Origin of the sequence: Corynebacterium incognita (assembly GCF_014217255.1) — a bacterium.
In the GTDB taxonomy this organism is placed as follows: Bacteria; Actinomycetota; Actinomycetes; order Mycobacteriales; family Mycobacteriaceae; genus Corynebacterium; species Corynebacterium incognitum.
The window spans coordinates 1645165-1668475 of record NZ_CP059404.1; the positions used below are offsets into that span (position 1 = coordinate 1645165).

Annotated in this window: 25 protein-coding genes; 22 read left to right on the forward strand and 3 right to left on the reverse strand. The window is 61.7% G+C overall.

The genetic code is table 11. From position 1 onward, the window contains the following. Positions 1 to 20: 20 nt before the first annotated feature. The 8 genes from H0194_RS07665 to H0194_RS07700 all read left to right on the forward strand — a co-directional run bounded on the left by H0194_RS07665 (position 21) and on the right by H0194_RS07700 (position 6995). Positions 21 to 1112 (forward strand): type VII secretion-associated protein, encoded by a 1092-nt coding sequence (locus H0194_RS07665; RefSeq protein ID WP_185175340.1) that lies wholly within the window; start codon positions 21 to 23, stop codon positions 1110 to 1112. Positions 1113 to 1252: 140 nt separating this feature from the next. Beyond that, positions 1253 to 1570, forward strand: a complete 318-nt coding sequence (locus H0194_RS07670; protein WP_185175341.1) for a WXG100 family type VII secretion target — start codon at positions 1253 to 1255, stop codon at positions 1568 to 1570. Positions 1571 to 1645: 75 nt separating this feature from the next. Continuing rightward, complete coding sequence (locus H0194_RS07675; RefSeq protein ID WP_185175342.1) at positions 1646 to 1933, forward strand: WXG100 family type VII secretion target; 288 nt, start codon at positions 1646 to 1648, stop codon at positions 1931 to 1933. 311 nt (positions 1934 to 2244) lie between these two features. Then, positions 2245 to 2688 carry a 50S ribosomal protein L13 gene (gene rplM / locus H0194_RS07680; RefSeq protein ID WP_185175343.1) on the forward strand — a complete coding sequence of 148 codons (444 nt, stop codon included), beginning with the start codon at positions 2245 to 2247 and terminating at the stop codon, positions 2686 to 2688. Beyond that, complete coding sequence (rpsI, locus tag H0194_RS07685) at positions 2688 to 3239, forward strand: 30S ribosomal protein S9 (protein WP_185175344.1); 552 nt, start codon at positions 2688 to 2690, stop codon at positions 3237 to 3239. The genes rplM and rpsI overlap by 1 nt, the downstream gene beginning before the upstream one ends. A 122-nt stretch (positions 3240 to 3361) precedes the next feature. Continuing rightward, the gene (gene glmM, locus H0194_RS07690) at positions 3362 to 4705 is read left to right on the forward strand and encodes a phosphoglucosamine mutase (RefSeq protein WP_185175345.1); all 1344 of its coding nucleotides are present in this window, start codon (positions 3362 to 3364) and stop codon (positions 4703 to 4705) included. Positions 4706 to 4887: 182 nt separating this feature from the next. Beyond that, positions 4888 to 5196: a hypothetical protein gene (locus tag H0194_RS07695; RefSeq protein ID WP_185175346.1), complete on the forward strand. Its 309-nt coding sequence runs from the start codon at positions 4888 to 4890 to the stop codon at positions 5194 to 5196. Next, positions 5193 to 6995, forward strand: a complete 1803-nt coding sequence (locus tag H0194_RS07700; protein WP_185175347.1) for a hypothetical protein — start codon at positions 5193 to 5195, stop codon at positions 6993 to 6995. The genes H0194_RS07695 and H0194_RS07700 overlap by 4 nt, the downstream gene beginning before the upstream one ends. Positions 6996 to 7221: 226 nt before the next feature. On the opposite strand, the gene H0194_RS07705 is transcribed toward H0194_RS07700, so the two are convergent. Beyond that, entirely contained in the window at positions 7222 to 8088 is an 867-nt protein-coding gene (locus H0194_RS07705) for a dienelactone hydrolase family protein (RefSeq protein ID WP_185175348.1), read from the reverse strand. Between the two features lie 152 nt (positions 8089 to 8240). On the opposite strand from H0194_RS07705, the gene glmS reads away from it, so the two are divergent. The 11 genes from glmS to H0194_RS07760 all read left to right on the forward strand — a co-directional run bounded on the left by glmS (position 8241) and on the right by H0194_RS07760 (position 19326). Then, positions 8241 to 10112 carry a glutamine--fructose-6-phosphate transaminase (isomerizing) gene (glmS, locus tag H0194_RS07710; RefSeq protein ID WP_185175349.1) on the forward strand — a complete coding sequence of 624 codons (1872 nt, stop codon included), beginning with the start codon at positions 8241 to 8243 and terminating at the stop codon, positions 10110 to 10112. Positions 10113 to 10158: 46 nt separating this feature from the next. Then, positions 10159 to 11277 carry an alanine racemase gene (gene alr / locus H0194_RS07715; RefSeq protein ID WP_185175350.1) on the forward strand — a complete coding sequence of 373 codons (1119 nt, stop codon included), beginning with the start codon at positions 10159 to 10161 and terminating at the stop codon, positions 11275 to 11277. After that, positions 11278 to 11748, forward strand: coding sequence for a tRNA (adenosine(37)-N6)-threonylcarbamoyltransferase complex ATPase subunit type 1 TsaE (gene tsaE / locus H0194_RS07720; RefSeq protein ID WP_185175351.1), 471 nt, complete (start codon positions 11278 to 11280; stop codon positions 11746 to 11748). Between the two features lie 69 nt (positions 11749 to 11817). Next, positions 11818 to 12300: a hypothetical protein gene (locus H0194_RS07725; RefSeq protein ID WP_185175352.1), complete on the forward strand. Its 483-nt coding sequence runs from the start codon at positions 11818 to 11820 to the stop codon at positions 12298 to 12300. A 27-nt stretch (positions 12301 to 12327) separates the two neighbouring features. Further along, complete coding sequence (gene tsaB, locus H0194_RS07730; protein ID WP_185175353.1) at positions 12328 to 12975, forward strand: tRNA (adenosine(37)-N6)-threonylcarbamoyltransferase complex dimerization subunit type 1 TsaB; 648 nt, start codon at positions 12328 to 12330, stop codon at positions 12973 to 12975. Beyond that, positions 12972 to 13424 (forward strand): ribosomal protein S18-alanine N-acetyltransferase, encoded by a 453-nt coding sequence (gene rimI, locus H0194_RS07735; protein ID WP_185175354.1) that lies wholly within the window; start codon positions 12972 to 12974, stop codon positions 13422 to 13424. The genes tsaB and rimI overlap by 4 nt, the downstream gene beginning before the upstream one ends. A 3-nt stretch (positions 13425 to 13427) precedes the next feature. Then, on the forward strand, positions 13428 to 14480 hold the full coding sequence (gene tsaD, locus H0194_RS07740; RefSeq protein WP_185175355.1) for a tRNA (adenosine(37)-N6)-threonylcarbamoyltransferase complex transferase subunit TsaD: 1053 nt from the start codon (positions 13428 to 13430) through the stop codon (positions 14478 to 14480). A gap of 61 nt (positions 14481 to 14541) precedes the next feature. Further along, a complete protein-coding gene (locus tag H0194_RS07745; RefSeq protein WP_185175356.1) occupies positions 14542 to 14970 on the forward strand; it encodes a hypothetical protein in 429 nt (142 codons plus the stop codon). 152 nt (positions 14971 to 15122) lie between these two features. After that, complete coding sequence (groES, locus tag H0194_RS07750) at positions 15123 to 15425, forward strand: co-chaperone GroES (protein ID WP_185175357.1); 303 nt, start codon at positions 15123 to 15125, stop codon at positions 15423 to 15425. Positions 15426 to 15440: 15 nt separating this feature from the next. Continuing rightward, positions 15441 to 17015, forward strand: coding sequence for a chaperonin GroEL (groL, locus tag H0194_RS07755; RefSeq protein WP_185175358.1), 1575 nt, complete (start codon positions 15441 to 15443; stop codon positions 17013 to 17015). Between the two features lie 10 nt (positions 17016 to 17025). Next, on the forward strand, positions 17026 to 19326 hold the full coding sequence (locus tag H0194_RS07760) for an excinuclease ABC subunit UvrA (protein ID WP_185175359.1): 2301 nt from the start codon (positions 17026 to 17028) through the stop codon (positions 19324 to 19326). On the opposite strand, the gene H0194_RS07765 is transcribed toward H0194_RS07760, so the two are convergent. Continuing rightward, complete coding sequence (locus tag H0194_RS07765) at positions 19316 to 19606, reverse strand: WhiB family transcriptional regulator (protein ID WP_185175360.1); 291 nt, start codon at positions 19604 to 19606, stop codon at positions 19316 to 19318. The two genes, H0194_RS07760 and H0194_RS07765, sit on opposite strands and share 11 nt — an antisense overlap. A gap of 254 nt (positions 19607 to 19860) precedes the next feature. Between H0194_RS07765 and H0194_RS07770 the strand changes: the two genes are divergently transcribed. Together H0194_RS07770 and H0194_RS07775 are read left to right on the forward strand one after the other, a co-directional pair. Continuing rightward, on the forward strand, positions 19861 to 20436 hold the full coding sequence (locus H0194_RS07770) for a sigma-70 family RNA polymerase sigma factor (RefSeq protein WP_185175361.1): 576 nt from the start codon (positions 19861 to 19863) through the stop codon (positions 20434 to 20436). Next, entirely contained in the window at positions 20436 to 21314 is an 879-nt protein-coding gene (locus H0194_RS07775) for a hypothetical protein (protein ID WP_185175362.1), read from the forward strand. Before H0194_RS07770 ends, H0194_RS07775 begins: the two co-directional genes overlap by 1 nt. Here H0194_RS07775 and H0194_RS07780 read toward each other — a convergent pair. Then, entirely contained in the window at positions 21311 to 21661 is a 351-nt protein-coding gene (locus tag H0194_RS07780) for a DUF5319 domain-containing protein (protein WP_185176946.1), read from the reverse strand. The genes H0194_RS07775 and H0194_RS07780 overlap by 4 nt on opposite strands. Positions 21662 to 21793: 132 nt before the next feature. Here H0194_RS07780 and guaB point away from each other — a divergent pair, with 132 nt between their 5' ends. Beyond that, on the forward strand, positions 21794 to 23305 hold the full coding sequence (gene guaB, locus H0194_RS07785; protein ID WP_185175363.1) for an IMP dehydrogenase: 1512 nt from the start codon (positions 21794 to 21796) through the stop codon (positions 23303 to 23305). The last annotated feature ends 6 nt before the right edge of the window (positions 23306 to 23311 follow it).

A 23311-nucleotide genomic window follows, 5' to 3' on the forward strand; every position in this document is an offset into this window, starting at 1 on the left:
TGACGAGGGGGACACTCACCATGACTATGCACACGACATTCTCGCCGCAGGACGCTACTTCGCAGGCGGCATTTCTTACCATCACCATTTTGGATTCGGCCACCATTTTCGAAGGACCGGAAACGGTCTACCGCTACGACCTGCCCGGCAGCGGGGTACTGGGCGGGTGGGCGCTTGAGGGAATCATCGAGCAGGCCCGTACTCTGTGCGCGCCGGACTGGCCGGATGCCACGGTGGCGGTGGTGGCTGATCCGGAGTCGACGACCATCGCTCGCACCGCGGTAGTAATGGTAAGCGAGGAACTAACCAACCAGGGAGTCAGCCTCGCCCCGGCCAGCGTTGAGGATGCTGACGACCTTGCCCCAGCAAGTAGCAGAGACTCCGGAGGTGATGTCCTCCCGCCGGAGGCGGTGGACTCGGAGGGACCTCACGACGATGTCGGCACGCCGCCGCGCAACACCGTGAACGCGGCTGCACACTACGCCGGCCGGCGAACGAGTCCGAGACGATGGCTGGATCCCTTCCACCTCGGTCTTGCAGCGACGGTGTTAGCGGTAGGGGCGGTGAGCTGGTGGGCGATCAGCGCCCAGACTAACTCCGGTGCTGGAACGGTGGCGGAGGCCGCGAGCGAAGACTCCTCGGCACTGCGCAATCAAGAGGCCAACGCGCACGAAGCAGCCGTTCCCGAGGACGCGGGAAACGCCGGCCCCGCTGAGACGTCGGCCGCTGTGGTCTTGGAAGAAGGCGACGTACGAGTGAAACTCCCGTTGGGCTTTACCGCAGAGCAGGACAAGGGCGTCATCACCGCAACGGGGGATGATCCGCACCTGAGGATTCTCCTTGCTGCTGACCCGGCGTATTCGGTGCCACAAGAGGCCTTGTTCGCGGAGATCAAGGACCAAATCAAAGAGGATCCGCAATTGAAGAAGGACGAGGAAAACGCTCGTCGCCTGGTGTACACCGAAGACCCCGGCGACGGTTCCGCGGTGACGTGGACAACGTGGGTGGAAGGCGACCATCAGATGTCAGTGGGGTGCCACACCAAGTCCACGCCCACCACCGTCCAGAAAGCAGCGTGCCGCATGGCGGTGGATTCCCTGCAGCACTTCTAGCGGACCGGCCGCAGGGACAGAAAAGAAGTCCGGAGGCGAAGGGAACCGAAGCCGGATACAGGCAGTCCAATACAGGTGAAAGGAACAGCGTGCGGGGTGCACGCCCCTTTCACACCAGAACACTTTAAGGAGGGGACATCATGAACCAAACGTTCAAGACCGAAGCTGACGTGATGCGCCAGGCGGCGCAGCACGTTGACGACACCAATGACAACGTCCAAGCCGAACTCAACCGCCTCGAGCGCACCGTTGAGGGCCTGCGTTCCAATTGGGAGGGCAACGCGCAGGTAGCCTTCAATAATCTCATGCTGCGCTACAACGACAACGAGCGCAAGCTCAAGGAAGCTCTCACCTCGATTTCGGACAACATCCGCGACAACGCCCGCAACTTCGAAAACGTCGAGGCGGAAAACGAGGACATCTTCAAAAACGTCGGTACCGAGGGCCTGGCACTGTAACGCGGCGAGTCATCCGCCGCACCACGCAAGCAACACCACCATCACATTCACGAGTACAGAATAAGAAAGGGACCCATGTCCGGAATCAAGTACGAGTTCGGCAACATCGAGGCTGGCGCCAGCGACATTAACAAGTCCGCCACCGCCATCAACTCCGAGTTGGACGAGCTCAAGAAGATGCTGCAGCCACTGGTCTCCTCCTGGGAGGGCGAGTCCGCAACCGCGTACAACGAAGCGCAGTCCAAGTGGGACAAGGCCGCTAAGGAACTGAACCAGATCCTGGCCACCATTTCCAAGTCGGTAGATGAATCCAACAACCGCATGAGCCACATCAACAAGGTGGCCGCCAACAGCTGGGGATAGGTGCCGGCACACGACACGAAAATCTGTGGGAGATAGACGCTAAGGGGATAGACCCCAAAGCCCTCGAGTGCGGTCCGAGAGCTCCGCCGCGGTGCTGGGCACACCGTGGTGGAACCTGGGGCAAGGTAGTGCGCTCGAGGGTTTTGGTGTTTTCGCTCCTCGTGCAATAAAGTATTCACCCTGTGTGTCATTTCGGTTCAGCACTGCTGTACCCGTTGCGCTTGATGCAGGTCCCCACCGGCCGCTGTGTTCAAACGTTAGACGCCATCGAAGTTGGCCGGCAGCCTCAGACAGACTTATAAGGAGTCGCATTGTCTACTTTCCACCCAAAGAGCGGTGACATTACCCGTAAGTGGTACATCATCGACGCTACTGACGTGGTGCTGGGCAAGCTTGCTTCCACCGTTGCAGATCTGCTGCGCGGCAAGCACAAGCCACAGTTCGCACCGAACGTTGATTGCGGTGACCACGTCATCATCATCAACGCTGACAAGATCCACATTTCTTCCAACAAGCGGGACCGCGAGATGCGTTACCGCCACTCCGGTTACCCGGGTGGTCTGAAGTCCATGACCCTTGGTCAGTCTTTGGACGCCAACCCGGTTCGCGTAATCGAGGAAGCAGTGACCGGCATGATGCCGCACAACAAGCTTTCCGCACAGTCCGCGAAGAAGCTGCACGTCTTCGTCGGCGAGGAGCACCCATACGCCGGCCAGAAGCCGGAGACCTTCGAGTTTAAGCAGGTGGCACAGTAATGACCGAAGCTAACAACATCGACAACGCAAACGTAGACACCGAAGCTACCGCTGCTGACATCGCTGCCGCACAGGCTGCTACCGAGGAGTTCACCAACACCATTGGTGACGCCGTAGCACCGGCGGAGTCCGAGCAGGTTGAAGCTGCTGCCCCTGTTGTTCACGAGGGCCCGATCCAGACCGTTGGTCGTCGTAAGCGCGCCATCGCCCGTGTTCGCATGGTCGAGGGTTCCGGCGAGATCATCGTCAACGGTCGTTCCCTGGATGACTACTTCCCGAACAAGCTGCACCAGCAGGACATCTTGCTCCCGCTGACCTTGCTTGAGCGCGAGAACCAGTTCGACCTCAAGGTCACCGTCACCGGCGGCGGCCCCACCGGTCAGTCCGGCGCCCTGCGCCTGGCTATCGCACGCGCACTGAACGTGTACAACCCGGCAGACCGCGCAGTCCTGAAGAAGGCTGGCCTGCTGACCCGTGACGCTCGTGCAGTGGAGCGCAAGAAGGCTGGTCTGCACAAGGCACGTCGTGCCCCGCAGTACTCCAAGCGTTAAATTTTATTTCACGCTTGTCGACGCCGCTTCGTCCTCACCGTTGGTGGGATGGAGCGGCGTTCGCCGTTTTCAAGGCTGGAGCAACGCGAGCGTCGTCACGCCCATAATGCATAATGGATCGCATGACTCGACTATTCGGAACCGACGGCGTTCGCGGTTTGGCGAACAAGAAGCTCACCCCGATGCTGGCCCTTCGCCTGGGGCAGGCGGCGGCGGACGTCCTGACCAAGGAACGAGAATCCTACAAGCTGCGCCCGACTGCCGTGATTGGACGCGATCCACGCGTGTCGGGTGAAATGCTCGACGCTGCCATCGCGGCAGGATTGGCCTCCCGCGGCGTGGACGTGCTGCGCGTGGGCGTTCTTCCGACGCCGGCGGTGGCATTCTTGACCGATGATCACGGGGCGGATCTTGGTGTGATGATTTCCGCGTCCCACAACCCGATGCCGGACAACGGCATTAAGTTCTTCTCCGCTGGGGGCAAGAAACTGCCTGATGCCGTCGAAGACGAGATCGAGCAGGCGATGGAGAATCTGTCCGAAGAAGGGCCAACTGGGACCAAGCTCGGGCGCATCATCTCTGATGCTCCCGATGCTGTGGAGCGCTACCTGCGCCACCTCAAGGAGGCCGTGCCGACCGACTTGTCTGGGATCAAGGTCGTGGTGGACACCGCGAACGGGGCAGCGTCAAAAGTAGCAGTGGAAGCCTATGAGGCAGCCGGTGCTGAAGTTGTGCCTATCCACTTCAAGCCCAACGCTTTCAACATCAACGACAACTGCGGCTCTACTCACATCGAGCAGGCTCAGGCTGCTGTGAAGGAGCACGGCGCGGACCTCGGCCTGGCACACGACGGCGATGCCGACCGCTGCCTGGCAGTAGACGCTGAGGGCAACGTCGTGGATGGCGACCAGATCATGGCGATCCTGGCCGTGGGTATGAAGGAAAGCGGCGAACTGCGCCACAACACCCTGGTGGCCACCGTGATGAGCAATCTCGGCCTGCGCCTGGCCATGGAGGAGCAGGGCATTACCGTCAAGCAGACCAAGGTGGGTGACCGCTACGTCCTTGAAGAGCTCAACGCGGGCAACTACTCCATCGGCGGCGAGCAGTCGGGTCACTTGGTCCTTCCTGACGAGTGCACCACCGGTGACGGTACCTTGACCGGCCTGTCTCTGATGGCGCGCATAGCTGCGACCGGCAAGAGCCTTAAGGACTTGGCCTCAGTCATGACGGTTCTACCGCAGGTGCTTATCAACGTTCCCGTGTCCAACAAGGCCGTCATCATGGATGCCCCGGAGGTCAAGGACGCGATCGCCGAGGCCGAGGCCGAGCTGGGCAGCACCGGCCGAGTGCTCCTGCGCCCGTCTGGCACCGAGGAGCTTTTCCGCGTGATGGTGGAAGCCCCGGAGAAGGAGCAAGCCCGCAAGGTTGCTGGCCGCCTTTCTGCCGTGGTGGCTGCGGTCTAGCTCGGCCCAACACTGACGCGCTGCGTCTCAAAGCGCCTGTTGCACACATCGTGTGACGGGCGTTTCGTCGTTTTCCACGGAGAACGGAACCGGCCAGCTGAGGAAGCAGTCCAATGAGGGTGAGGAACAAAAGTTGGGCCTTGATGTGGACGCACACGACAGAAAGAGGGGGAGGGCACGTCATGGATTTGTCGGGAATTCACGTGGATCAGGAGCAAGTGGCCGCGCATTTAAAAAGGGTGAAGGCCGATTCTGAAGCTCGCTGGGAGGAGCATAATCAGTGCGCGCCGGCGTTGGCCGCGGCGAGTTTGGGGAAGAACTTCGGCGAAAGGGGACGTTCGATCGCCTACAAACTCGGCCTCATTCACCAGCGCAGTGACTGGCGGATACGCAATATCCATGCCACTGCGGAGGCCGCGTGCAAGGACTATGGCAACGCCGGCGCCGCTGACGGTGACAGTGCCGGGATGTTGGGGAAGGCGTTGCGATGAAGGCTGATACCGCAACGCTGCTCAGCGACTGGGCGGAGTCAGTCAAGAGCTTCCACACTGCGTCGGGGACTACCGCGCCTGGGCCGTACACCGTGGCTGACGTCAAGAAGGCCGTGGCGGCAACAGAGGGGTTGCAGCCGCAGGATCTCGTCACGCACACGGCCGCGGCGTCAGGCTGGGACTCCCATGGCGGTGGCGGTGGCTTCAGCGGCGGGACTTACGGCGGCCCGAAGGACCGTATCAAAGACTTCGTGATCGGGTTTGGCACCACGCTGGTGGCCACGTTCGCCGGCGATACCATCGCTAAGCGCCTCGCTGAGCTGCAGGAAGATATCGACGGCGACCACACTGCACGCGATGACTTAGAAAAGAGCGCGCAGAAGTGCTCGGATTCGGTCGGCGACATCGACGCGGTCTCGGATTCCTTTATCGAAGAAACTCTGACCGCTGCGATCTTCATCGTGGACCTGCTCGTGCTGTTTATCTCCCGGAACCCCGGGCTGACGGCGTTGGTGCATTCGGCCATTTCCTCCGCCGCTGAGCTGATTAGCAGTACCAACTCCACACTCGTGGAACACTGCGAGGAGCGCGACAAGGCGATTGACAAGTGCTACGAGAAATTCGAGGAAGAATGCGACGCGGTGTGTGGCCGTAAACTGCCTACTCCGGCGCCGGGTATCGACCTCGCGCCGTCGGCCAAGGACGTCATCGATGGCAGCTACAAGGACATAACCAAGTACATGGACACGTTCTCGGCTAACAGTGACTGTGAGCCGGACAAGAAGGAAACTGCCAAGGAAGCTACAAAGGAGCACCCCAAGAAGTCTGGGCCACCACCGGTGCCAGCGCCAGCTCCGCAACCTGGCGGGGCCGTACCTGCGGTGCAGCCGTGTGAGGACGCCCCGGCGACGCAGGCACGGGAGCCCGCCAAGGAGAAACAACCAACGCCCAAGCTGCCGCCAGCACCCCAGGTGTGTGACAAGGACGTTTCCACAACACCGCAAACGAAGGAGCCGGACACACCGCAGAAGGATGCGCTAAAACCCGAGCCGGTCGAACGCGTAGATGACGAGAAGGACTGCGAGAACGACAAGCCGCAGAAACCTGTTCCGGCTCTGGAGCCCAAGCCTGATCAGGCCCTTCAGCAGGATGAGTGCGAAGACGAGGCAGGAGAGGGCAAAGAGGAGAAAAGAGAATCTCCACCAGTGCCCGACAAGCCGGTCCTCGAGCCGGTGGCTGAGAAGCAGTCGGAGGAGTGTGCGGACGAACCGGTTGATACTGGCAACTCCGTGAAATCTGCGTGCACGGGAGTGCTCGGCGCCGTGGGTGTAGGAGTTGCCATCGTTGGCATCGGCCTCCTCATTGATGCTGCCGTAGATTTCTTTCACGAGGAGATTCTGCCGGAGCTGACCCCGGACGAGAACGAGCCTGAGGCAAGAGATAAACCCGAGGTGAAGGAGAAGCCAGAACTCAAGGACAAGCCGGAGGTGAAGGAGCAGTCGGAGCCGCGTGTTGAGCCGGTAAAGGTTGATAAGGGCGTGATCGCGCCGCCGCCAGACCTGGCCAAGGTGGAGGAGCCGCCGGCACCGCCGAAGAAGATTGCTGCAGTGGCCGCGGTGGCGGAGGCACCCGCGCCGATAGCGGAGCAGGCGCCAGTGCCGGAGCGCAGTGAGGATGTAAAGCCAGAGCGCGGCGGGGGCGATAAGACGTCGCACGGTCCAGTGGTTGGGGGACCGGGGGCGAGTTCGGGACAAGCCAAAGACAACGGACACAGGGCTAGGAAGGCAGGGCAGTGGTAATGGAATACGAGGATTTCGCAGCGCAGTTTAGGCAACGAACGGCGAAGCGTCTCATGGAGTTTGAGAAGACACTTGAGCAGGCTGAGCAACGTATGCAGGCCGCGGCGGGGGTGGCGGCTACCGGTGGCGCGGCACAAGAAAAGCCCCGCCAGCGGGCGGGGCATGGCGCGGGCGCACGGGTGCGGCCGGCGGGGCCGGTCAAGTCAGTTCTGCGAAGGACCGGGTACTAACTGGTGACCTTGTGTGAGGTGTTGGCGTGCAAGTGCTCTTTCGGTACACCGGCTTCGAGAGCGAGCTGGTCACCGGTCAGCGAAGACAACTTCTTCGCAGTGGCCTCCGGGTCGGAGAATGCGGAGTACTTGCCTTCGTCTTCCAGCTGGTGCAGCAGGAAGCCAGTTACGAGACCGCGAGCCATTTCCGTTTGGCGGTTCTCACCCTTGCCCAAGCCCAGGAGGTTGCGCAGCAGGTTGTCTTCGGAGAAGCCGAGCTGGGTTCCCTTGTCGATCTCGCGGTAGGCGACCTCGCCCTTCCAGTTATAGGCGAGCTTCGCCGGGTTACCAGCGTTGAACACGTCGGTGTCCTGAGACCCAATGATAAGGCTCGGGATCGACAGGGTCTTAGCCGCAGCCTCGGCAGAGGGGGAAACCTTCGCCGGGTAGATGGCGGCCACTGTCTTCACCTTCGGGTTCTGGACCGCGGCGAGGACAGCCGCGCCGCCGCCCATGCCATGGCCGATGACGCCCAGCTTCGCTGGGGAGACCGTGATGTTTCCCTGGCCCAGCTTCACGCCCGCCGCGATCTGCAGCGCGGTTTCTAAGTCCGCGGCAAAGCTGCGGTGGTCGGGGATGAGACCGGTTTGGGTTTCCGGCACCACCACGACGATGCCCCAGCTGGCCAGGTGGCGCAGGGTGCCGTGGTAGTTCTTAATCTTCTTCATCCAGTCATGGCCAAAGGCCACCGCGGGAAGGTTGTTGCCCTCAGCCGGGGCGTAGACCTTGCCTTCCAGTCCGGCGTACGATAGATCGCCGGTGAGGACGCGGTGGGGGCCGCGCTTGGACAGGGTGGACAGATGCTTATTCAGATTCGCAGACACGGCTCAAGGATAGAGGATCTACAGCGGTGCGCGCTGAAGTGGTGGGGCGATGTGCGAACGCGGCGTCGCCAAGCATGCGAAAAAGTTAAGGTTACGTTAATAGATATTCCTGGGGGTTTTACTGACAGGGCACTCATGTAGAATCGGCCTTTATGTGTGGAATTGTTGGATACGTAGGTCACCCAGGTGCTGACCGTGAATACTTTGCTTTAGACGTTGTTTTGGAAGGTCTGCGCCGCTTGGAGTACCGCGGCTACGACTCCGCAGGAGTTGCCATGTTTGACGGCAACGAGATTGGTTGGCGCAAGAAGGCCGGCAAGGTTGCTGCCTTGGACGAGGAATTGGCTAAGCGCCCGCTGACTGATTCGGTTCTGGGCATCGGCCACACCCGGTGGGCAACCCACGGTGGCCCGACCGACGTTAACGCTCACCCGCACGTGGTGGACAACGGCCACTTGGCCGTCGTGCACAACGGCATTATTGAGAATTTTGCGGAGCTAAAGCGTGAACTATCCACTAAGGGCTACAACTTTGTCTCTGAGACCGACACCGAGGTGGCGGCAACCCTGCTGGCTGACAAGTTCCATGGTGCCGCTCAGGGGGACCTTACCAAGGCTATGCAGCTGACCTGCCAGGAACTGGAGGGTGCTTTCACCCTGCTGGCTATCCACGCGGACAACGCGGACCGCATCGTCGCCGCGCGCCGTGACTCCCCGCTGGTTATCGGCCTGGGCGAGGGGGAGAACTTCCTCGGCTCGGACGTTTCCGGCTTCATTGATTACACCAAGAACGCGGTGGAGATGGACAACGACCAGATGGTTACCATCACCGCCGATGATTATCAGATCACCGACTTCGAGGGGAACCCTGCAGAGGGCAAGCCTTTCAAGATCGAGTGGGACGCTGCGGCGGCGGAAAAGGGCGGCTTCTCTTCTTTCATGGAGAAGGAGATTCACGATCAGCCAGCGGCGGTGCGTGACACCCTGATGGGCCGCTTCGACGAGGCCGGCAAGCTGACCCTGGATGAGCTGCGCATCGATGAGACTATTTTGAAGTCCATCGACAAGATCATCGTGATCGCCTGCGGTACCGCCGCTTACGCCGGTCACGTGGCCCGCTACGCTATCGAGCACTGGTGCCGCATTCCTACCGAGGTGGAGCTGGCACACGAGTTCCGTTACCGCGATCCGATCGTGACCGAGAAGACCCTCGTGGTGGCGCTGTCCCAGTCCGGCGAGACCATGGACACGCTCATGGCGGTGCGTCACGCCCGTCAGCAGGGTGCGAAGGTGATTGCTATCTGCAACACCCAGGGCGCCTCCATCCCGCGCGAGTCCGACGCCGCGCTGTACACCCACGCCGGCCCGGAGATCGCGGTCGCTTCCACCAAGGCCTTCCTGGCACAGATTACTGCCACCTACCTGCTGGGTCTGTACCTGGCGCAGCTGCGCGGCAACATGTTCGCGGATGAGATTGAAACTGTCCTGACCGAACTGCGCGCGATGCCAGACAAGGTGCAGACGGTCATTGACAACAAGGGCACCGTGGAGAAGCTGGGCAAGGATATGGTGGACGCAAAGTCCGTTCTGTTCTTGGGCCGTCACGTGGGCTTCCCTGTTGCACTCGAGGGCGCACTGAAGCTCAAGGAGATCGCATACCTGCACGCTGAGGGCTTCGCCGCCGGCGAGCTCAAGCACGGCCCGATTGCGCTGATTGAGGAGGGGCAGCCGGTCTTCGTTATCGTGCCGTCCCCACGTGGTCGTGACTCCCTGCACTCCAAGGTTGTGTCTAACATCCAGGAGATCCGCGCGCGTGGCGCCATCACCATCGTGATTGCCGAAGAGGGCGACGAGGCCGTAGAGGATTACGCGAACTACATCATTCGCGTTCCGCAGGCGCCGACCCTCATGCAGCCGCTGTTGGCTACCGTTCCGCTGCAGGTATTCGCTTGCACCGTGGCTGGCGCTAAGGGCTACGACGTGGACCAGCCGCGTAACCTGGCCAAGTCGGTCACCGTGGAATAAAGCGCTCAACGCTGAGGACAGTAAGGGGCAGTGGCACAATGGTGCCATGCCCCTTTTGTCTACCCGGATTAATCTCAACGCTATTGCCCACAACGTCTCCGCTCTTAAGGAACACGTGGGTGCTGATGTCCAGCTGATGTGCGTGGTGAAGGCTGACGCCTACGGCCACGGCGTGGTCGACGTCGCGCGGGTAATGGAACGCTCGGGCGCCGACGCCTTTGGAGTGGCCACGATTGGCGAAGCGACGGCTTTGCGTGACGCTGGCATTAACGCTCCGATCCTGGCGTGGCTGTGGAACAACGACGTCGAACCCGGTTCGGTGTCGTCCGCACTGGCGGCCAACGTGGAGTTGGCCATCCCAAGTCTGGAGCAGGCGAGGTTCTTGGTCGATAGCAAGATCCCGGGAAAGGTCTGCGTCAAGGTGGAAACCGGCATGCACCGCAACGGCATTGATCGCGCTGACTGGGACGAGATTTTCGCGCTGTTGGCGAGCGAAGAGGCCGCCCATCTGGAGGTCACCGGCGTGATGAGTCACCTGGCGTGCGCCGACGAGCCGGGCAATGAGCACAACGCCTTGCAGGGCGCGCAGCTGCGAGCGGCCATCGATTGCGCGCGCAGTCACGGGCTGAACGTACCGGTCAACCACCTTGCGGCCTCCGGCGGTGCAATTGCACGCGAGGACCTGCGCTTCGAGCAGGTGCGGGTGGGCGTGGCTTGCTACGGGCTTTCGCCTTTCGACGAGGAGTCGGGGGGAGTGGCCTTACGTCCGGCGATGACGTGGGCCGCCACGGTCCTCAACGTTAAACCAGTAGCGGCGGGAGAATCCACGAGCTACGGGTTGACGTGGCGAGCGGAGGAAGCCGGTTACCTCGCCGTGGTCTCTGTGGGCTACGCGGACGGATTGCCCCGCGCCGTGCAGGGGGTGTTTGACGTGACCATCGGTGGCAAGCGCTACCCGCAGGTAGGACGCGTGTGCATGGACCAGATCGTTGTCTCGTTGGGAGCTAACGAATTCGGAGTAGCCATCGGCGATGAGGTTATTTTGTTCGGCGAGGGCGGAGTGTCCGCCAGTGAGGTTGCTCGCGCCGTCGGCACCATCAATTATGAGGTGGTGTGCTGGCCGGGTGGGCGCACGCGACGCGTGGTGGAAGGAGCTGTTGAGTAGATGAAGGAACACTTTCCTGCCTCAGGGCGGCAGATGTTGGAGACCGCGGCGGATACCCAAGACTTCGGCGAGCGTGTGGGCCGCGCGCTCGAGGCCGGTGACGTGGTGATCTTGGACGGTCCTTTGGGGGCGGGCAAGACCACGTTCACCCAGGGCATCGCACGAGGCATGGGGGTCAAAGGGAGAGTGACCTCCCCGACGTTTGTTATCGCCCGCGAGCATCGCTCGCTTGTCGACGGCCCCGCGCTCGTCCATGTCGATGCCTACCGGCTGGGGGAGACCGCGGAGCTCGATGCGTTGGACCTGGATACAGACCTGGATGCTGCGGTGGTGGTTGCCGAGTGGGGAGGCGGGCTCGTGGAAGCGCTCAGCGATGCTTACCTGCTCATCCAGATCGATCGCGAGGCCTCCGACCCGGATTCGGAGGCTCGGTTATTTACGTGGCGCTACGTGACTGATCCAGGTCACTAACGCGGACGACCCACCCTGTACGATGAGGTAGATACACAAAAGAACGGGATCAAAAGGAGCCTGAAGGCTGTGCAGCTCACTACGTTGTCGAAGAATATTGTCATTGGCGTTATTGCGGCATTCGTCGCGGTCATGGGGCTGCTCGTCGCAGTCGCCGCGGTAGCCCCGGAGCCGGCGGTCAAGGGCACCCTGACGTCCACGCTGGAAGATATCGAGGACTCCGGCTTGCATGCGACGGCAGTGGCCCCGGCGGATGTCTACGGCGACAAGTGGGTCGCCGGTGCATTTGTGTGCCCGGGCATGGACGCCAACTACGTCAAGCAAGCCCTGCAGCTGGACCCTGCACAAGTGGGTCTGCGTGAGGGGCAGACCGTGGAGAAGACCAAGAACTTCCTCGTCCTGCGTGATCAGGAGGGCGGCGCCTATGTGGAAGAGCTTTCCCGCTTTGACGTGGACCTGTGCACCTCCCCGGTCGAGGGGTATTTTGATACCCACGTCCTGCTGGCCATGCTCAAGACTGAGGCCGACAACTGGGCGCTGGCTATCCAGTAGACCCGGCCCGGGTTTATGCTGGGATGCGTGCGTGTTCTAGCTATTGATACTTCCACCCCCAGCCTCGTCGTCGGCGTCGTAAACGACGGCGAGCGGGTCGCGGCCACCGTCATTCCGGACTGCCGCGACCAAAACCAACTGCTCACCCCGACGACCCTCGATGTGTTGACTGCGGCTGGGGTGGGCTTTGGCGATCTCGACGCCGTGGTGGTCGGGTGCGGACCGGGGCCGTTTACCGGGCTGCGCGTGGGCATGGCTACGGCCCAGGCGTTTGCCGACGCCGTGTCCATCCCCGTCTACGGCGTATGCTCGCTGGATGCAATCGCCCGAGCCAGTGCCGCGGAGAAGGTGTTGGTGTGCACCGACGCCCGTCGCAAGGAAGTGTACTGGGCTGAATATGAGGCCGGGGTCCGCGTCGCGGGCCCGGATGTGGTGCGCCCGGAGGAGCTGGACGTCGCCACTCCAGAGGCCGTCAACGTGCCGGGACACCTCGCCGAACGGCTTCCCGACGCCCTGCGCACCGTGCCGTGCTACGACACCGCACCGCTGCCGGAGCACCTGGTAGCCGCGTGCGATTTTTCCAGCGCGCCGGTGCCGCTGTACCTGCGACGCCCCGACGCCAAGGAGCCGGCGGCACGGCCGAAGTCTGCCGCCATCCCGGACGTTGAGCTATGAGACTGCGGGAATTAATGCCGGCGGACGCCCCGCGCTGTGCGGAGTTGGAAACCGAGCTCTTTGCTGCGGAGTCGCCCTGGACTAAGGACATGATCCTCGCTGAGCTCGCGCGTCCCCACACTTTTTATTTCTGCGTGGAAGACGCCGACGGCGCGGTGGTGGGCTACGCGGGCATCGCGATGATGGGACCGGCCGAGCACCCGGAGTTTGAAATCCACACGATCGGCACGGACCCGAAGTACCAGCGGCGCGGCATCGGGCGGATGATGATGGACAACATCATCTACATTGCGAAGCAGAAAAGCGCGCCCATCTTCCTGGAGGTCCGCGAGGGCAACGCCGCGGCCATTGCCATGTACCGGGCGTATGGTTTTCAGGAGCTGGGCGTGCGCAAGAACTACTACCGCCCCGGGGTGCATGCGGTGACGATGAAGAGAGACGGAGAATAAGACGTGATTGTTTTAGGAGTCGAGTCCTCCTGCGATGAGACTGGCGTGGGGATTATTCGCTTGGGCGAGGACGGCACCATGGAGATCCTCGCGGACGCAGTGGCGTCGTCGATGGAGCAGCACGCGCGCTTCGGCGGCGTTGTTCCGGAGATCGCCTCGCGGGCGCACCTGGAGGCCATGCCGCAGGTGATGCAAGCGGCGCTAAAGGAAGCGGGCGTCGATAAGCCCGACGTCGTGGCCGCAACTGTGGGCCCGGGCCTGGCTGGGGCGCTGTTGGTCGGGGCGTCGGCGGCCAAGGCTTACGCGGCGGCATGGGGCGTGCCCTTCTACGGGGTCAACCACCTCGGTGGTCATGTGGCTGTAGCTAACTTGGAAGGCCAGGAGCTGCCTCATGCGGTGGCGCTGCTGGTCTCGGGCGGGCACACTCAATTGTTGGAGGTTGAGGCGGTGGGCAAGCCCATGCGTGAGCTGGGATCCACGCTTGACGACGCCGCGGGCGAGGCCTACGACAAGGTCGCGCGCCTGCTCGGCTTGGGGTATCCGGGTGGGCCGGTCATTGACAAGCTGGCGCACCGCGGACAGCCGGTTATTGATTTCCCACGCGGTATGTCACGCCCGCAAGACTTGCGCGGTGAGCACCGCCACGACTTCTCGTTTTCTGGGGTGAAGACGTCCGTGGCCCGGTACGTGGAGAAGGCCGAGCGCGAGGGGCAAGTTATCTCTGTCGAAGACGTCTGCGCGTCCTTCCAGGAGGCCGTGTGCGATGTTCTGACCGCCAAGGCTGTGCGGGCCTGCGAGGACACTGGGGCGAAGGTTTTGCTGCTGGGCGGGGGAGTGGCTGCCAACTCGCGCCTGCGGGAGCTGGCGGCGGAGCGCTGTGAGGCTGCCGGTATTGAGTTACGGGTGCCGCGCTTCACACTGTGCACGGACAACGGCGTGATGATCGCGGCGGTGGCGGGCCAGCTGATTTATGAAGGGGCGGAGCCGTCCGGATATGGCGTGGGCACGGATACCACGTTGGAGGTGGAGATCCCGCTTCTCAGCGCGCGCGGATAGCGCAACGGCGGTATCGTTGCCGATGGATCTAACCACCTTCTTTCTCTACAGGAGCAAACACATGACCATCGGCTTTCTTGTGAACCCGGACCTGACTCACCGCACCATCGATTTCGAGCTGGAACACGCGCAGCAGTTCCTCGGTGGCGTGGCTAACGATCGTGTGGCGGTGTCCTTCCAGGAGGATGGCTCCGAATACGCCGCGCTGTACAACCCGGAAGCCAAGAACAAGGGTGCAGAGCCGAACCCCATGGCGTCCATGGCACGCAACAACGCCGCGACGGGCAACTCGGCGTTCTTGACCGACCCGACCAACGCGATCTGCGGACCGGTCATCTTCGTGGACGCTGAGGGCGAGGATATCTCTGATGAGGAGATCGACCGCATCAAGCATTCCATGCGTGCTGTGCTTAACTACCGCGAGGACCAGCCGGAGGATTACGCGCTGTGGAGCGCGGCCGTGAAGAACCTGGGCAAGCTGGAGATTTAACCCTTAGCACTCCGGGTTGTTGAGAGCTAGCAGTTACGAGGGTAGAGTGCTAGTAGGTTGTTTGGCCCACAGTTGTTCACCCGCGACGACGGCTGTGCTGGACAAGGTCAACCGGCACATACAACTCACTTGAAACAATCGGAGGAAGCATCGTGGCAAACGTCAACATCAAGCCATTGGAAGACAAGGTTCTGGTCCAGATCGTAGAGGCTGAGACCACCACCGCGTCCGGTCTGGTGATCCCGGATTCCGCAAAGGAGAAGCCGCAGGAGGCTACCGTCATCGCCGTCGGCCCGGGCCGCTGGAACGAGGACGGCGACGAGCGCCTGGCACTGGACGTTAAGGAAGGCGACACCGTTATCTTCTCCAAGTACGGTGGCACCGAACTGAAGTACAACGGCGAGGAATACCTGCTGCTTTCTGCGCGCGACCTGCTCGCAGTCGTTGAAAAGTAAGGAGGGCTGCCACGCATGGCAAAGCTCATTGCTTTTGACCAAGAAGCCCGTGAGGGTATCCAGCGCGGCGTTGACCAGCTCGCTGACGCGGTCAAGGTAACCCTGGGGCCGAAGGGCCGCAACGTCGTTCTGTCCAAGTCTTTCGGTGGCCCTACCGTGACTAACGACGGCGTGACCATCGCACGAGACATTGACCTAGACGACCCATTCGAGAACCTCGGCGCCCAGCTGGTGAAGTCCGTTGCCGTGAAGACCAACGACATCGCCGGTGACGGCACCACCACCGCCACGCTGCTCGCGCAGGCGCTCGTCTACGAAGGCCTGCGTAACGTGGCGGCCGGCGCTAACCCGGTGGCCCTGAACAAGGGCATCGCCGCGGCCGCGGAGAAGACCATCGAAGAGCTCAAGGCGCGCGCCACCCCGGTGCAGTCGTCCGCTGAGATCGCCAACGTGGCCACCGTGTCCTCCCGCGATTCGGAGATCGGCGACATGGTCGCCGGTGCCATGGACAAGGTGGGCAAGGACGGCGTCGTCACCGTGGAGGAGTCTCAGACCATTGACTCCTCCGTCGACGTCACCGAGGGCGTGTCCTTTGACAAGGGTTACCTCTCGCCGTACTTCGCCACCGAGGAAGAGACCAACCACGCGGTGCTTGACGACGCCCAGGTTCTCCTCGTCCGCAACAAGATCTCCAGCCTGCCGGACTTCCTGCCGCTGCTGGAAAAGATCGCGGAGTCCAACAAGCCCACCCTCATCGTGGCCGAGGACATCGAAGGCGAGCCGCTGCAGGCCCTCGTGGTCAACTCCATCCGCAAGGTGCTCAAGGTAGCCGCTGTGAAGTCCCCGTACTTCGGCGAGCGTCGCGCCGCCTTCATGGATGACCTGGCCGTGGTGACCGGCGCGACCGTCGTTGACCCCGAGGTTGGTATCAACCTCAATGAAGTCGGCCTCGAAGTACTCGGTAGCGCGCGCCGCATCACCGTGACCAAGGAAGATACCGTAATCGTGGACGGTGGCGGCACCGCTGAGGCGGTCGCCGAACGCCGCGAGCAGATCCGCCGCGAAATCGAGAACACCGACTCCACCTGGGACAAGGAAAAGGCCGGTGAGCGCCTGGCCAAGTTGTCCGGTGGCGTGGCCGTGATTCGTGTCGGCGCTGCGACTGAGACCGAGGTCAACGAGCGCAAGCTGCGTGTCGAGGACGCCATCAACGCCGCCCGTGCGGCGGTCGAAGAGGGCGTTATCGCTGGCGGCGGTTCCGCACTCGTGCAGATCGCTAAGACGCTCGAGGCTTACGCCGAGGAGTTCGAGGGCGAGGAGAAGATCGGCGTGCTGTCCGTGGCGCGCGCCCTGTCCCGTCCGGCATACTGGATCGCCGCCAACGCCGGCATCGACGGCGCGGTGGCTACCGCCCGCGTAGCTGAGATGGCCAACGGTGAAGGCTACAACGCCGCCACCGGTGAATACGGCAACCTCATCGACAACGGCATCATCGACCCCGTCAAGGTCACCCACTCGGCCGTCGTGAACGCGGCGTCCGTTGCCCGGATGGTATTGACTACTGAGGCGTCCGTCGTAGAAAAGCAGTAATATTGCGCCGGTGAACCAAGAATTTGTTGCAGTCACCGGCGCACACGATAACAACCTCAAGAACGTGAGCGTACGCATTCCCAAGCGTGCGCTCACAGTCTTTACTGGGGTCTCCGGCTCCGGAAAATCCACGCTGGTCTTTGACACCATCGCCGCCGAATCGCAGCGGCTCATCAACGAAACCTACCCAGGCTTCGTCCAAGGGTTTATGGCGAGCTTGCCCCGACCGGACGTCGACAAGCTCGAAGGGCTCACCGCAGCCATCGTCGTCGGCCAAGAACCCATGGCCGCGAACGTACGATCCACCTTTGGCACAGCCACCGACATCACCGCCATGCTGCGAGTATTGTTCTCGCGTGCAGCGGAGCCGTCGGCAGGCAGCCCAGCGGCGTACTCCTTCAACGTCCCGTCCGTGTCCGGGCAGGGAGCAATCGAAGTCAAGGGGAAGAAAGAACTCAAGAAATTCCAGCGCACCGGCGGCATGTGTCCCACCTGTGACGGTACGGGCCGAGTCAGCGACATCGACTTGTCAGCGGTGGTGGACGAGGACCTAAGCCTCAACGACGGCGCTATCCTCATGCCCGGAGTCAAAGTGGACTCGTGGATGTGGAAGGCCTACACCGAGTCGGGCCTGTACCCAGCCGACGTCCCGGTGCGCGAGTTTACCGACGAACAAAAACACGCGCTCTACTACTTGGACGACATCAAGGTCAAGGTCGGTGGCATCAACATGAGCTACCAGGGCCTAGTCCCGCGCATGAAGGGCTCGATGCTGGCCAAGGATAAAGAGGCGCTGCAAAAACACCTGCGGGAGTTCGTCGAACGTGCCGTGCAGTTCGTGCCCTGCCCCGACTGCGGGGGAACGCGGTTGGCGCAGCACGCCCGCGAGTCTTACATCAACGGCAAATCCATCGCCGACCTCTGCGACATGGAAATTAAGGACTTGCGCGAGTGGTTTGAGGGGGTCGACCACCCGATGGCGGGAAGTATCCGTGAAGCACTGGACAACGTCATGGGGATCGGGCTAGGGTACCTGACGCTGGCGCGGCCGGCGTCCACGCTGTCTGGCGGAGAGGCACAACGTACCCGCATGGTGCAGCACCTTGGATCTGCGCTCACCGACGTCACCTACATCTTCGACGAGCCCACCGCCGGGCTGCACCCGCACGACATCACCCGGCTCAACGAGCTGCTGCTGCAGCTTCGCGATAAGGGCAACACGGTGCTCGTGGTGGAGCACAAGCCGGAGACGATTGCCATTGCCGACCACGTCGTGGACCTTGGTCCTGGGGCGGGAGCAGGCGGCGGCGAAGTAGTTTTTGAAGGCACGGTGGCAGAACTTAAGGATGCGCCGACGCTGACTGGCAAGCACCTCCACGATGCCGTGTCGCTGAAAAAGGACGTGCGAACCCCGACTGGGGCGTTAGAGATTCGCGGAGCGAACCGCAACAACCTCCGCGACGTGGACGTGGATATTCCACTAGGCGTATTGACGTCTATTACTGGTGTCGCGGGCTCCGGTAAGTCTTCGCTGCTGTCGCATGTGCCGGCAAGCGAACAGGTGATGTACGTGGACCAGACCCCAATTCGGGGTTCGCGGCGGTCCAATCCGGCGACCTACACCGGGGCGTTGGAACCGATTCGGAAGGCGTTTGCCAAAGCTAATGGGGTGAAGCCGGGACTGTTTTCCTCAAACTCCGACGGTGCGTGTACCGAGTGTGGAGGTGCGGGCGTCGTGTACGTGGACCTTGGTTTCATGAGCGGAGCGGACGTGCCGTGCGACGTCTGCGAGGGACGCCGGTTTACGGACGAAGTGCTGGCCTACCAGTTTGAAGGCAAGAACATCGCGGAAGTTTTGGACATGCCGGCCGAGGCGGCGCTGGAGTTCTTTGCGGGAACGGTGAAGCCGGCGGCAGCTGTTTGCTCAGCGCTTGTCGACGTCGGTCTGGGCTACATCACGCTGGGGCAGCCGCTCAGCACCCTGTCCGGCGGCGAACGCCAGCGATTAAAACTGGCGCAGCACATGGCTGGCAAAAAGTCGGAGGTTGACATCCTGGTGCTCGACGAGCCGACAACGGGCCTGCACCTCGCGGACGTCGAAACGCTCCTGGGGTTGCTGGACAAGCTAGTCGACGCCGGGAATACCGTCGTCTGCGTAGAACACCACCTGGCGGTCGTGGCGCACTCGGACCACGTCATCGATATGGGGCCGGGCGCAGGTAGCGAGGGTGGCGAGGTAGTTTACGCTGGAGCGCCAGCCGGGATGGATACACTCACCGGCCGGTACCTGAAGGAATACCTTAAGCGTTAACCTTCTCGCGGGAGCGCAGGATGAGAACCCGCTCCGACTCAGACAGGCCGCCCCAGATGCCATAAGGTTCGGCGGCCTTGAGCGCGTGCTCCCGGCACATCGCGAGCACCGGGCACTTCTGGCACACGGCCTTCGCGCGGTTCTCGCGCTGCGTACGCGCGCGGCCACGCTCCCCGTCCGGGTGGTAGAACACGTCAGAATTTTCCCCGCGGCAAGCACCTTTCAGCTGCCAATCCCAGAAGTCTGTATTAGGTCCCGGAAGAAGATGGGGTTGAGTCACGACACGGTCTCCTTTAGTACAACGAGTAAATAACCAGAAGGCAGTCTGACTGGGCAGGGTGAACAATTGGTTACTCGAAAGTGGAATCTAGGTGTTGAAGCGTGTCTGGATTAGTCATGACTGTCTCTGAGCTGGAATAATGGTCAAAGTTAAAGGTATGTGAACTTTCTGTGTCCATACCCCTTTTTAGTGTGACAGCCCCGCAACCACGTACTGTAGTGGGGTCCGTTGGATAAGCGTCAAAAGGAAAAGTTGTGGGAGATATTGAACAGGAGCTAGAAGGCCTTGTGCCCTCGGCTGTTCAGGGCGATCCTCACGCACTGCAGCGCGTTATTGAGATCGTTCACCCGATGGTGTTGCGTTACGCCCGCGCCCGCATCGGAGGTGGCAAACACCCCACCGCGGAAGACGTGGCGCAAGAAACATGTCTGGCGCTAACGTCGTCGATAAGCAAATACGAAGATAAAGGCCGCCCCTTCATGGCCTACGTCTACGGCATCGCCTTCAACAAAGTTGCCGATGCGCACCGTGCCATGTCCCGCGATCGACTGACTCCAACCGAAGACGTACCGGAAGGCCCCGACACCTCCGCGACCCCTGAAGACGTGGCGATCGCAGTCGACGGAAGTAACACCATGCGGGGTCTTCTCGATACTTTAAGTGACAAGGCTCGCGACATCATCATCCTCCGTACCATCGTCGGAATGTCTGCAGAAGAAACTGCGGCCATCGTCGGATCCACCCCAGGTGCAGTACGTGTCGCGCAGCATAGAGCACTGGCGCAACTGAGGAAGTCCTTGGAAGCCAGCGCAACGCAAGGAGAAAGATAGTGACACATCGCGACGACGTCCCAGAGGACATCGCCCGGCAGCTGCAACCGCTAGTCGAGGACGATGCCTACCTCAGCGATCTTTCTCAAGGCGTAGACCCATCCGGGGGCGCTGACCCACTGGCTGGTTTGCTGCTCGAACTCCGCAACGACGTCAATGCCCAGATGCCCCCGGCTCCTCAGGTCGCGGACACCTCGGCGGCCGCGACGTCGGCAAGCGCGGCGACTAGTTCCGGAATGTGGATTAAAGGAGCGCTCGGTGCGGCAGCAGTTGTGCTTGGTGGTGTAGGCGCGTTTTCTCTGCTCAATGGCGGCGGTGAAGAAACAGACCCTGTGCCTGCACCCGCCGTGGTGCACACTGACACCGAGACGTCTTCGGCAACTCAGGCACCAACAAGCAGCGCCGCCAAGTCATCCACCTCGGTTTCCCCACGCTCAGAAGAAAGCGTGGCCGAAGAAGCGACCAGCGAGGTTAGCGAAGAGAGCACTGAGAATGTGCAGGAAGAGGTAGTCACTCCCGAAAGCGACGAACCAACGCCGTACAACGAAGTGAACCCCCCAGTACCTACGTCGGCACAGACGCCTGCTGACACCCCGACCTCTACCCAGGTCAACCCACCTGCGCCGGCCCCGACAAAGAACTCCCCACGTCCAGGGACAACCACCACGCGGACCCCATGGAATGAGCGCGACGACGACCGCGAATTTACCTTCGCGCCGCTGCCGGGGGAGACCCCGCGCGGGTCGAGCGGTGTGCCGACGCCGGGAGACGGTGACGAGGACCAGGACCAGGACGAGGACACAGGCAAGGATAAGGGCAATAACGCCGAGACCGGCAAGGGCCAGGACGGCAAGGACAACGGTCAACGCGGAGACTAGTCCGCGTTGAGACCGTCCAGGAAGCCTTGGGCGTACTCCCACGGGACGTAGCGGTGCGGGTCTACCTCCGCGCCTGGCTCGTGGACAGGGGGAAGCTCGCCGGCAAGGAGAGCACGGATGTTTGCGGCCATGATGTCCCACTCATAAAAGTGGGTGTTGTTGCAATCGCCACAGAGGAACATGACGCCGTCGAAGCCGTAGGGGGATAGTCGGCGGGAAAACTGCTCCACCGCGATGAGATCTCGGACGTGCTCCAGGCGCTCAGACTCGGATAACTCAGGAACGGCCTCGTCCTCAAGGAACGACGCTGGGTCATTGGGATCGTTTGCAAAAGGATCCATTGGCATTTCGTAGTTCACGGTCTCGAGCCTATTGACCACGACGGGGTATGGCAATTAGCTGCACCGGCTAACCACTTCCCCGACTAAAGGGTTAAAGTTGGGGGCATATTTACGAGACGCTTAAGAAAGGTCCGGAGCATGCGTGTAGCAACTGGTGGAGACGATCCGAACAAGGTCCAACTCAACGGGTTGACCTTTGATGATGTACTACTTCTTCCCGCGGAATCGAATATTGTTCCGTCTGAGGTTGACGTATCGGCGCAGTTTACGCGCAATATCCGACTGGGAATCCCTGTGGCATCGGCCGCGATGGATACGGTTACGGAGGCGCGGATGGCCATTGCGATGGCGCGTCAGGGCGGCATCGGCGTGCTGCACCGCAATCTATCGGCCGAAGAGCAAGCCGGCCAGGTCGAGATTGTGAAGCGCTCTGAGTCCGGGATGGTGACCGACCCCGTGACCGCAACCCCGGACATGACGCTTAACGAGGTAGATGCACTGTGCGCCCGCTACCGTATCTCCGGGCTCCCAGTCGTAGACGGGGCAGGGAAGCTCCTGGGTATTTGCACGAACCGGGATATGCGTTTTGAGAAGGACTTCGAGCGCAAGGTCTCCGATGTGATGACGCCAATGCCATTGGTAGTGGCACATGAAGGTGTGTCCAAGGAGGAGGCACTGAAGCTGCTGTCCATCAACAAGGTGGAAAAGCTACCCATCGTTGACGGTGACAACAAGCTGGTCGGGCTCATTACAGTGAAGGACTTCGTGAAGACGGAGCAGTACCCCAACGCATCTAAGGATGATTCCGGCCGCCTGCTTGTAGCGGCAGGCATCGGTACAGGCGATGAGTCATTCGAGCGCGCAGGATTGCTTGTCGACGCCGGTGTGGACGTCCTCGTCGTAGACTCCGCCCACGCTCACAACAACCGAGTTCTGGACATGGTGTCCCGGGTGAAGCAAAACTTCGGGGACAAGGTGGACGTTATCGGCGGCAACCTGGCTACCCGCGAAGCCGCGCAGGCGATGATTGATGCTGGCGCGGATGCTATCAAGGTGGGCATTGGTCCGGGCTCGATTTGTACGACCCGCGTCGTCGCGGGCGTGGGTGCTCCGCAGATCACCGCCATCCTAGAAGCCGCTACCGCTGCTGGTAAGGCCGGCGTTCCGGTTATCGCTGATGGTGGAATGCAGTACTCCGGTGACATCGCGAAGGCGCTCGCCGCTGGCGCGGACACCGTGATGGTCGGTTCCATGCTTGCTGGCACGAAGGAGTCGCCTGGCGACGTTGTGGTTGTCGGTGGCAAGCAGTACAAGCGTTACCGCGGCATGGGCTCCATGGGCGCGATGCAGGGACGCGGCCTGTCCGGGGAGAAGCGTTCTTACTCCAAGGACCGCTACTTCCAGGCTGACGTCAAGTCCGAAGACAAGCTGGTTCCCGAGGGCGTGGAAGGCCAAGTTCCTTACCGCGGCGAGCTGGACGCAATCACACACCAGATTGTCGGCGGCCTGCGCGCGGCAATGGGCTACACCGGTTCTGCTAACCTCGCTGAGCTGAAAACTAAGCGCTTCGTGCAGATCACTATGGCCGGACTCAAGGAGTCCCACCCGCACCACCTGCAGCAGACCGTTCAGGCACCGAACTACCACTAAGGAATC